The sequence below is a fragment of the Brachyspira catarrhinii genome, assembly GCF_005518285.1.
Lineage (GTDB): Bacteria > Spirochaetota > Brachyspiria > Brachyspirales > Brachyspiraceae > Brachyspira > Brachyspira catarrhinii.
On sequence record NZ_SJDU01000060.1, the window covers coordinates 1 to 9,174 of the forward strand.

A 9,174-nucleotide genomic window follows, 5' to 3' on the forward strand; every position below is an offset into this window, starting at 1 on the left:
TGTTGTATGTTATAATTATTATATAAAAAATTAAAACGGGAGAAATTAAAATGAAAAATAATTTAACTAAAAAAGAAATCGACAATTTATACAAATGGGGTAAAAAATACTTTATTAAAAGTTTGTATTTTAAAGAAAAATTAGAAAATATAAAAGAACTGAAAATAGAACATGATAAAATAGATTATTTGCCAAACGAAATTTTTAAGCTCACAAATCTTGAAAGTATTTATATAGGTTATGATAATTTTAAAGAAATTCCAAAAGATATTGGAAATTTAATTAATCTTAAAAATCTTGCAATAGGCTCTTACGATGTAAAAATTTTTCCTAAAGAAATGTTTAATTTGGTTAATCTTGAAAAACTTAATATAGATTGCTACGGTTTGGAAAAATTACCCGATGAAATAAGCAATTTTACTAAACTTGAAGAATTGACTATATGGTGTCGGAATTTGAAAAATCTGCCAAAAGGAATTGGAAATTTATATAATCTTAAAAAACTTAAAATACATGCCCATGATTTAGAAGAATTGCCAAGCGAAATAGGAAATTTAATTAATCTTGAAATATTTGAAATATCGGATAATAAAAAATTAAAAGAATTGCCTAAAGAAATTGGCAATTTAATCAAGCTTAAAGAATTTACAATATTATGTTGGAATTTAAAAAATCTGCCTAAAGAAATTGGAAACCTTACCAATCTTAAAATGTTTAATATAGGTTCTGAGAATTTAAATAAACTTCCAAAAGAGATTGGAAATTTAATCAAACTTGAAAAACTTAAGTTATTAATCCATTATTTAAAAAATATTCCCAAAGAAATAGGAAATTTTACTAAACTCAAAGAGCTTGATATAAATTGCATAAGTTTAAAAGAAATTCCTAAAGAAATTGACAATCTAAATAATCTTAAAAATTTTGATTTAACATGGAGGAAGAACATAAATAAATTGCCAAAAGAAATATTGAGTTTAAATAAACTTAAAAATATGCGCGTAAATCATGATTTTGATAGATAAAAATGGAGTAAAAACAAGTATCGGTGTATGATACTAGTTGTATGTTATAATTATTATATAAATTAATTTTTTATTTAAGGAGTAAAAAATGTCAGAAAAATTAAAAACAGGAGAAGTTAAAATGCAAAACAATTTAACAAAAAAAGAAATCTACAATTTATGCAAGTGGGCGAAAGAATACGAGATTAAAGATTTGGATAGCGAAGAGAAAATACTAAATATAAAGGAGCTTGAAATAGATAATTCTTCTTTAAACCTTCCAGAAATAAAGTATTTTCCAAAAGAGTTTTTTAAACTTGCAAGTCTTGAGAGTTTTTATATAGTTGGCGATAAGATAAAATGCAATTTAAAAAACATTATAAAGAATATTGGGAAATTAACTAATCTTAAAAGTCTTACCATAATATGCGATATAAAAAAACTGCCAAAAGATATTTTTAATTTGATTAATCTTGAAAAACTTGGTATATATAGCGATAGTTTAAAAAAATTACCGAGCGAGATTGGAAAATTAACTAATATTAAAGAACTTTATATTTACCACTCTAGCTACTTACATGAATTGCCAAAAGAAATTGTAAATTTATCTAATCTTGAAAAACTTGATATAAATTGCAGTTTGGAAAAATTACCAGAAGGAATAAGTAAATTAACCAACCTTAAAACTATCAATTTTGGATATTGTGGAAATCCAATAAATATAAAAGAAATTTTTAATTTAAAAAATCTTGAGTATTTGGAAATAGACAACGAATTTGAACATTTTAACGAAATTCCTAAAGAAATAAGAAATTTGACTAATCTTAAAAGTCTTACTATAAATTGCCACAATTCATTAGAATTGCCAAAAGAAATTGGAAATCTAATTAATCTTGAGTATTTAGAAATAAAAAGCTCTAATAAAGATTTTAACGGAATTCCCGAAGAAATAAGAAATTTGACTAATCTTAAAAGTCTTAAAATAAATTATTGGGATATGAAAACATTGCCTAAAGAAATATTTAATTTAGCTAATCTTGAAAGCCTTACTATAAATTGCCTTAAGCTATTAGAATTACCAAGCGATATCGAGAAATTAACTAGCCTTAAAGAACTTGATATTGTCTCTGTTGAATTAGAAAAGTTGCCTAAAGAAATAGGAAATTTATCCAACCTTGAAAAACTTTCAATAGGTCACGATGACTATTGTAATTTAGAAGAACTACCGAGCGAGATTGGAAAATTAATTAATCTTAAAGAGCTTGATATTACAATTTCTAACTTAAAGGAATTGCCAAAAGAAATTGGAAATTTAGTTAATCTTGAGAAACTTTATATAAGTTGCAAGTATTTAGAAAAACTTCCTGAAGAAATCAAGTATTTAGAAAAACTTCCTGAAGAAATAGGGAATTTATCTAACCTTGAGAAATTATATATAAATTGCGAGAAGTTAAAAGAATTGCCCGAAGAAATAAGGAATTTAAGTAAATTTAAAAATAAACAATAAATTATAATTTTTATAAGCGAAAATTAACATTATAACAAGTATCGGTATATGATACTTGTTGTATGTTATAATTATTATATAAATTAATTTTTTATTTTTTATTAAGGAGTAAAAATGAAATTGGAAGAAGCTTTAAAATTATACGAAGGACAAGAAGGAGTTAAAGAAATAAAAATTCTAATTAAAAAAGGAATTAACTCCAGATATTTTAAAAAAAAGAATATAAAAAAAGATAAAAAAATTATGGAAAATGCGCATCTAATTCAGATAGCGGAAAGTTTAGGTCATAAAGAAATTATCGAAGAGTTGGAAGATATCGGAAACGACTTTTTTCAAAATATGTGTCCTATTCATATAGCGGCGAGATTTGGTTATAAGGAAATTGTCGAGGCGTTGATAGAAAACAGAGCGGATATAAATATTAAAGGCTGGTATGGAGACTCCGCTCTCCATGAAGCATGTCAAAAATATAATAATATAGATATAGTCAAAGTTCTTATAAAAAATGGAGCGGATGTGAATATAAAAAACGAAATTAAAAAAACGGCGCTTTACTATGCATGCGAAAATAATAATGATGAGATAGTCGATATTCTTATTAAAAACGGAGCTAATTTAGGACTTGAACCAAATCATAAAGTTTGGCGTTTGGATTTGCCTTATAGAGAAGAGGAATATTTTATGGATAGGGCATGCGATTATGATTGGGCGTATGAAGAAGACGATTTAAGCGAACCTGTTGTAATTACGGCGGATGTTCCTTTTTATTTTGAAAATATGCCCCCGTATTCTACAATTTATAGCTATTGCGGAGATGAGAAAAAAGAACATAAAAAATATTTATACGAAAATTATTTCGATTTTTACGGCGAGGATTCCTACTGCGAACAATATAATATTTATTTTAGAAAAAACAAAGAAAAATTTTATAGTCAATTTATATATTATTTTAATACTTTAAATATATATCAGCAGGAAATAACGGACGGGAAAAATTATTTTATAATCACGCATTTCGCATTAATGAGCAGAAAAATTGACAAAGAATTTATTTTATGGCTTGTGGAAAATTTTAATTCCATTCCCATTGAGGAAGGAACAATGAACAGCTTTGACGATTTGAATAAAATAAAATTATGCAAGAAAGGAATCACTTATTATTTGTCTTACGGAGGAAGTCTTTACGCTTTTATGACGATGGATAAATATATTTTTGTAGTTTGCGAAATAAGAGATTTAACCGAGCGAAGCAAAGAATTTATGCGACTTGCTATTTACATGACGGGTGAGCGATACTGCATAAACAGAAAAATCGAACCTTTGGAAGAACATGAGGAAGATAGAGTAAAAAGAATGAAAATAACGATAAAAAAATATTCCCGCAGATATTTAAAATTCATTAAAGAAGTCGCGAAATATTTGGAAATAAAAGGTTATAAAAAGAATAAAGATTATAAGATTTATTCGGATGAAAATATTATTGAGAATATGGCGGAACTTTACGGCTATAATAACAATTATGTTAGAAATATAAAAATTATAAAAAACGATATTGTATCTTTATCAAGCAATTATACCGATAAAGACGGCGTAGCTTATTATTTAGGTTTAACCGTTTCCTCTTATAATGAAAAGTTAAAGGAAAAAACGATAAAAATAAAAAATGCGATTGAAAAATTTATGTTTTATAAATTTCAATATAAATTTAAAGAAAAAGAAGATTTTGGAGAATATGGATTATTTTACAAAATAAGAGTAAAAAAAGACAAACCAGAAGAAATCGCGGAAGCTATGATTAAATTATATGGAATTTCAAAAAGTAAAAAAATAAAATATAAAGAAGATGGAATAATTAGAAGATTAAAAAAGTTAAAAAAATTAAATAAAATATCTTTTGAGATATAAATAAAATTATGAATAAAATATTAAATCGGTTTGATTTTAATTAATTTTTAAATTATAATCGAATGTATAAAAAGAATTAAAAATTTTATGACTAAAAGTTTAACTAAAGAAGAAAATATATTATTAACTTTAATAAACGCTTTTCAAAACGATGAAAAAGAAAAATTAAATAGTTTGGGAAATATTTTTAAATCTTTAATCGAAGTAAGAGAAAAAGTTAAAGAAGAAATGGAAAAACTTCCTCCGCAGTTCAATATATTAGAATCTATAAAAAATCAAACCGAAAGAGGCAGTTTATCGACATTTGAAACTTATAATAGCGATTTGTTTTATCAATTATTTAAAATAAAAAAAGAAAAAATTAATTTTGTTAAATTATTTTTGGAATTCACAAACGATAAATTTGAAAACAAGATTGATTTAAATAATATCGATTGGAAAAAATCGACAGTCGGCAAGGAATATGGAATTAAAGTCGAAAAAGAAGATAGAACTACAAATAGAAGAATAGATTTAATAATTTATTATAACGATAAAGAAAAATCTTTTGCGGTAATAATTGAGAATAAAACGAAAAGAAGAACGGGTGACCAAGATAGCCAAATAAAAGATTATTACGATAAAATAAGCAAGAATTATAAAAATGTTTACGCTATTTATTTAACTCCCGAAGGAAAATTACCGAGCGAAAATAGTTTGCCTAAAAATTATTACGATAAAAAACTTTACGGCAAATTTGCAAACATAAGACATGCCGAAATAGGTTATTGGCTTGAAGGCATTTTAAAAAGGCAAGAATTTTCTTTTTTAAATAATAATGAAGAAGAAAATAATAAATATAATTATAAACTTTTAAAATCCGCGCTTATACAAATAATAGATAATGAAAAAAGTATAAGCGGAGAAAACGAGGAGAACAATATGGAAGAGAAAGAAATAAAAAAAGTATTAAACGAAAAACTTATTAAAGAATTAAAAAGTAAAGAAGAATTAACCGAAAGCGAATTGGACAAATATATTGAAATGTTTGATAAAGCCAAAGGTTTATTAGTAAAAGAAAAAATACCAATTATTATAAAAAAACATTTGAGATTTACTAAAGAAGTTAACAAATATTTAAATAAAAATATTAAATATGAATTAACAAGCGATAAAGATATTATTAATAATATGACAAATGAGAATTGGACAGCACATATATATTTTAAAATAAATAAAATAGAAATAAAGATTGAAAGTGATTATTATTGGTGGAAAAATGATATTGTATCAGAATACTTTATTGCTATATACAAAGGAAATAAATCAACTAAAAATAAATTAAAAAAAATAGAAAATGACATTAAAAATATATTTTCTAATTTGAAATTTTATGACCAAGAAGGCAGGTATGTTTATTTGATAGATAATGTGGAAGAAAATTCTCCTAAAGAAACTGCCGAAGCTATAAATAAATTATACGAATTACTTAAAAAAAGAGATTAAATAATTTTTTAATCTCTATAAATCCTTATACCGCCGCCGTTTTTGTATTCGTTTTCTACAGTCAACTTTGGCAAATATTCTTTAATTTTTTCTGGCAAAATTACTTCCTTGTCAATTCTTAAAGTATTTAATCTTTTCGCATTCAAAATACTTTCGGGAACGGATTTTATTTCGTTATTAAGAAGAAGCAGACATTGAAGATTTTTTATTTCAAAAATATAATCGGGAATATTTTTAATTTTATTGTTATCCAAATTAAGAGACATAGGATTAATATTTTTTATACTTTCGGGAATAAATTCTATTTCATTGTCGTTCAAATTAAGCCAATATAATTTTTTTAATTTAAACGGAATATTATCTGGAATAGCTTTTATTTTATTATTATTCAAATCAAAACTTTCGCATCCGCGCAAATAAAATATCTCGTCTGGCAAATATTCTATTTCGTTATTATTTAAATCTATTCTGCTAATAAATTCCAACTTTTTAATTTCTTTAGAAACATTTTTTATTTTATTATGGCTCATATCGAACGCAACCATGAAAACTAAATTTTTTATTTCGGCGTCAATATATTCGATTTCGTTATGGCTCAAATCGATTTCGCTTAAATTTCTCAAATTATAAATTCCTTTTGGTATAAAAGTCAATTTATTATTTTTCAACTCGAGGCGCGTTAATTTTTTTAGATTTCCAATTTCTTCGGGCAAATCGTTTATTTGATTTAAGTTAGCGTCCAATTTTTCCAAATTAATTAATCTTCCAAACGATTTTGGTAGAGTTTTAAGTTTATTTTCCGAAAGCTCAATATTTTTTAAATTTTCAAGCTCGCCTATTTCTTCTGGCAATTCGGTTAATTCGTTTTCCCATAAATATAATTTTTCAAGGTTTTTCAAATTCTCTATATTTTTATTTAAACTTTTTATTTCGTTGTGGCTTAAAGCTAATTCGATTAAATTTTTTAATTTTCCTATAGAATCTGGCAAATATTCGATTTTATTATACGCTAAATTAAGTTCTTCCAAATTTTCCAATTCTCCTATTTCTTCGGGGATTTCTTTTATAATGTTTCCTTGTAAATTTAATTTTTTAAGATTTTTAAGTTTTCCAATAGATTTTGGAATATATTCTATCGCGTTATAAGACAAGTCCAAAATTTCTAAACTTGCCAATTTTTCTATATCTTTTGGAAATTCATTTATTATATTTTCATCGCATTTCAATTCTTTAAGATTTTTCAAATTGCAAATCGTGTCGGGCAAATATTTAATTTTATTGTCCGATAAATTAAGTTTTTCCAAATTAATTAAATTTTCAATATCGTAGGAAATAGAACTTATTTTGTTTTCTTCCAAATTTAATTCTTTAAGATTGTTTAATTGATATAAATATCGAGAGTTATCGGCAAAATCGCATAAATATTTTATGTCGTTGTAGGATAAATCGAGTTTTTCCAAGTTTATTAATCTGTCAATTCGGTAAGGAATAGCGGATATTTTATTATTATTCAAAATCAATTCTTTTAAATTTGTTAGCTCCAAAACAAAGCCCGATATACATCCGATTTCATTTTCATGAGCGTCCAATATTTTTAAATTAGTCAAAGCGCTTATTTCTTTTGGAAATTCGGTTAAGCCGTTTAAATTTATATCAAGCTCTTCTAAAGTTTTTATTTTAAAAATCTCTTTAGGCAATAGTCCAAATCTATCTTTAAATGACTTAAACGAATAATTAAAGTCGTTAAAAGAAATTATCAAAGATTTTAAATTTTTAAATTTATAAGGAATCTTTTTTAAGTTATTTCCAGATATATCCAATTTCTTTAAATTGGTTAATTTGCATATTTCGTTATTGATTTCATAAATATCGTTATTGCTAATGTCAAGCTCTTCCAAACTTTTAATATTAAAAATTTCTTTTGGAAGTTTATTAAAATCTGAATCACAACGATTAGAAATATTTAATATTTTAAGATTGTTTAATTTTTTTATTTCGGTGGGAGTTTTATTTAAGTTTATGGATAATTCTTTTAAATTAATTAATTTTGATATTTCTTTTGGAATTTCGCCGTAAGAATTTCCAGATACATCAAGCTCTTCTAAAGTTTCAATATCGAATATTCTTTTAGGAATTTCTTTTAAGTTATTATAAGAAATATCTAATTTTTTTAAATTGCATAAATTAGAAATTTCATCTGGAATTTTAGACAATCGATTGGATGCAAGATTTAATTCTTCTAAACAATTTAACTTGAAAATAGATTTTGGAAGTTTATTAATTTTATTCATAGCGAATATTAAAACTTTTAAATTCTCTAAATTTGAAAGTTTTGTGGGAAGCTTTCTTATGCTATTTTCCGCAAGATTTAATTTTTGCATGCTTTTAAGTTTGAATGATTCATTCGTGATTTTTTCTATATAGATATTTGCATCCCATAAAGGCAATTCTTTTACAGTCGTCAAATATTCTTCCGTTTCCAAGTTGACGTTAAAACCTAAAAAGTGATAACGAATCCATCCATATAATTTTCTTTTTTCTTCTTCGGTTAAAATATTAATCATAAAATTTTTCCTATTATTTTATTTTTTAACTATTATAATTATAACATATAATGAGTATCACACACCGATACTTATTTTTTTAATAAAACTTTACTAAATTATACTAATTGGATAAATTTTAAAAATTGATTTAAAAAACAATAATTGACATTAACCGTTTCTATAGTATTATTAACTAATTAGTTTTAAATTAAAAGAATAAAGGTTTGAATTATGATTTTTGATTATAAAGGAATTACGAATAAAAATAAGGATTTAATATTTATAGCGGGTCCCTGCGTTATTGAAAGCGAAGAGATGACTATAAACATCGCCAAAAAATTAAAAGAAATTAAAGATAAATTAAATATACAATTAATATTCAAAGGAAGCTACGATAAAGCTAACAGAACCTCGCTAAATTCTTTTAGAGGTTTGGGAATGAAAAACGGACTTGAAATATTGAAAACCGTTTCAAAAGAATTCGATTTGCCGACAATAACCGATATACATATTCCCGCCGAAGCCGAAGAAGCCGCAAAATATGTAGACTTTCTTCAAATACCAGCTTTTTTATGCAGACAAACGGATATTTTACGAGCCGCATGCGAAACGGGAAAAGCGGTTAATGTTAAAAAAGGACAGTTTATAAGCGGATACGATTGCAAATATATCGCTGACAAATGCTCGGACGCCATAAACGAAAATAGACTTTTTTTATGCGAAAGAGGAA

Annotated in this window: 5 protein-coding genes and 1 pseudogene; 5 read left to right on the top strand and 1 reads right to left on the bottom strand. The window is 24.9% G+C overall.

Features of this window, described 5'->3' with window-relative positions; translation table 11 throughout:
- Positions 1-50 precede the first annotated feature (50 nt).
- The 4 genes from EZH24_RS03685 to EZH24_RS03700 all read left to right on the top strand — a co-directional run bounded on the left by EZH24_RS03685 (position 51) and on the right by EZH24_RS03700 (position 5,898).
- Positions 51-1,022 (top strand): leucine-rich repeat domain-containing protein, encoded by a 972-nt coding sequence (locus EZH24_RS03685; RefSeq protein ID WP_137997779.1) that lies wholly within the window; start codon positions 51-53, stop codon positions 1,020-1,022.
- A gap of 88 nt (positions 1,023-1,110) precedes the next feature.
- Positions 1,111-2,508, top strand: coding sequence for a leucine-rich repeat domain-containing protein (locus tag EZH24_RS03690; RefSeq protein WP_137997780.1), 1,398 nt, complete (start codon positions 1,111-1,113; stop codon positions 2,506-2,508).
- Positions 2,509-2,622: 114 nt separating this feature from the next.
- Positions 2,623-4,413 (top strand): ankyrin repeat domain-containing protein, encoded by a 1,791-nt coding sequence (locus EZH24_RS03695; protein ID WP_137997781.1) that lies wholly within the window; start codon positions 2,623-2,625, stop codon positions 4,411-4,413.
- Positions 4,414-4,500: 87 nt separating this feature from the next.
- The gene (locus EZH24_RS03700; RefSeq protein ID WP_137997782.1) at positions 4,501-5,898 is read left to right on the top strand and encodes a PDDEXK-like family protein; all 1,398 of its coding nucleotides are present in this window, start codon (positions 4,501-4,503) and stop codon (positions 5,896-5,898) included.
- Positions 5,899-5,906: 8 nt separating this feature from the next.
- Here the strand turns inward: EZH24_RS03700 and EZH24_RS03705 are convergent, their stop codons facing one another.
- Positions 5,907-8,462 (bottom strand): leucine-rich repeat domain-containing protein, encoded by a 2,556-nt coding sequence (locus EZH24_RS03705; protein ID WP_137997783.1) that lies wholly within the window; start codon positions 8,460-8,462, stop codon positions 5,907-5,909.
- Positions 8,463-8,675: 213 nt separating this feature from the next.
- Between EZH24_RS03705 and EZH24_RS03710 the strand changes: the two are divergent.
- A pseudogene (locus EZH24_RS03710) lies at positions 8,676-9,174 on the top strand (3-deoxy-8-phosphooctulonate synthase); the annotation flags it as partial.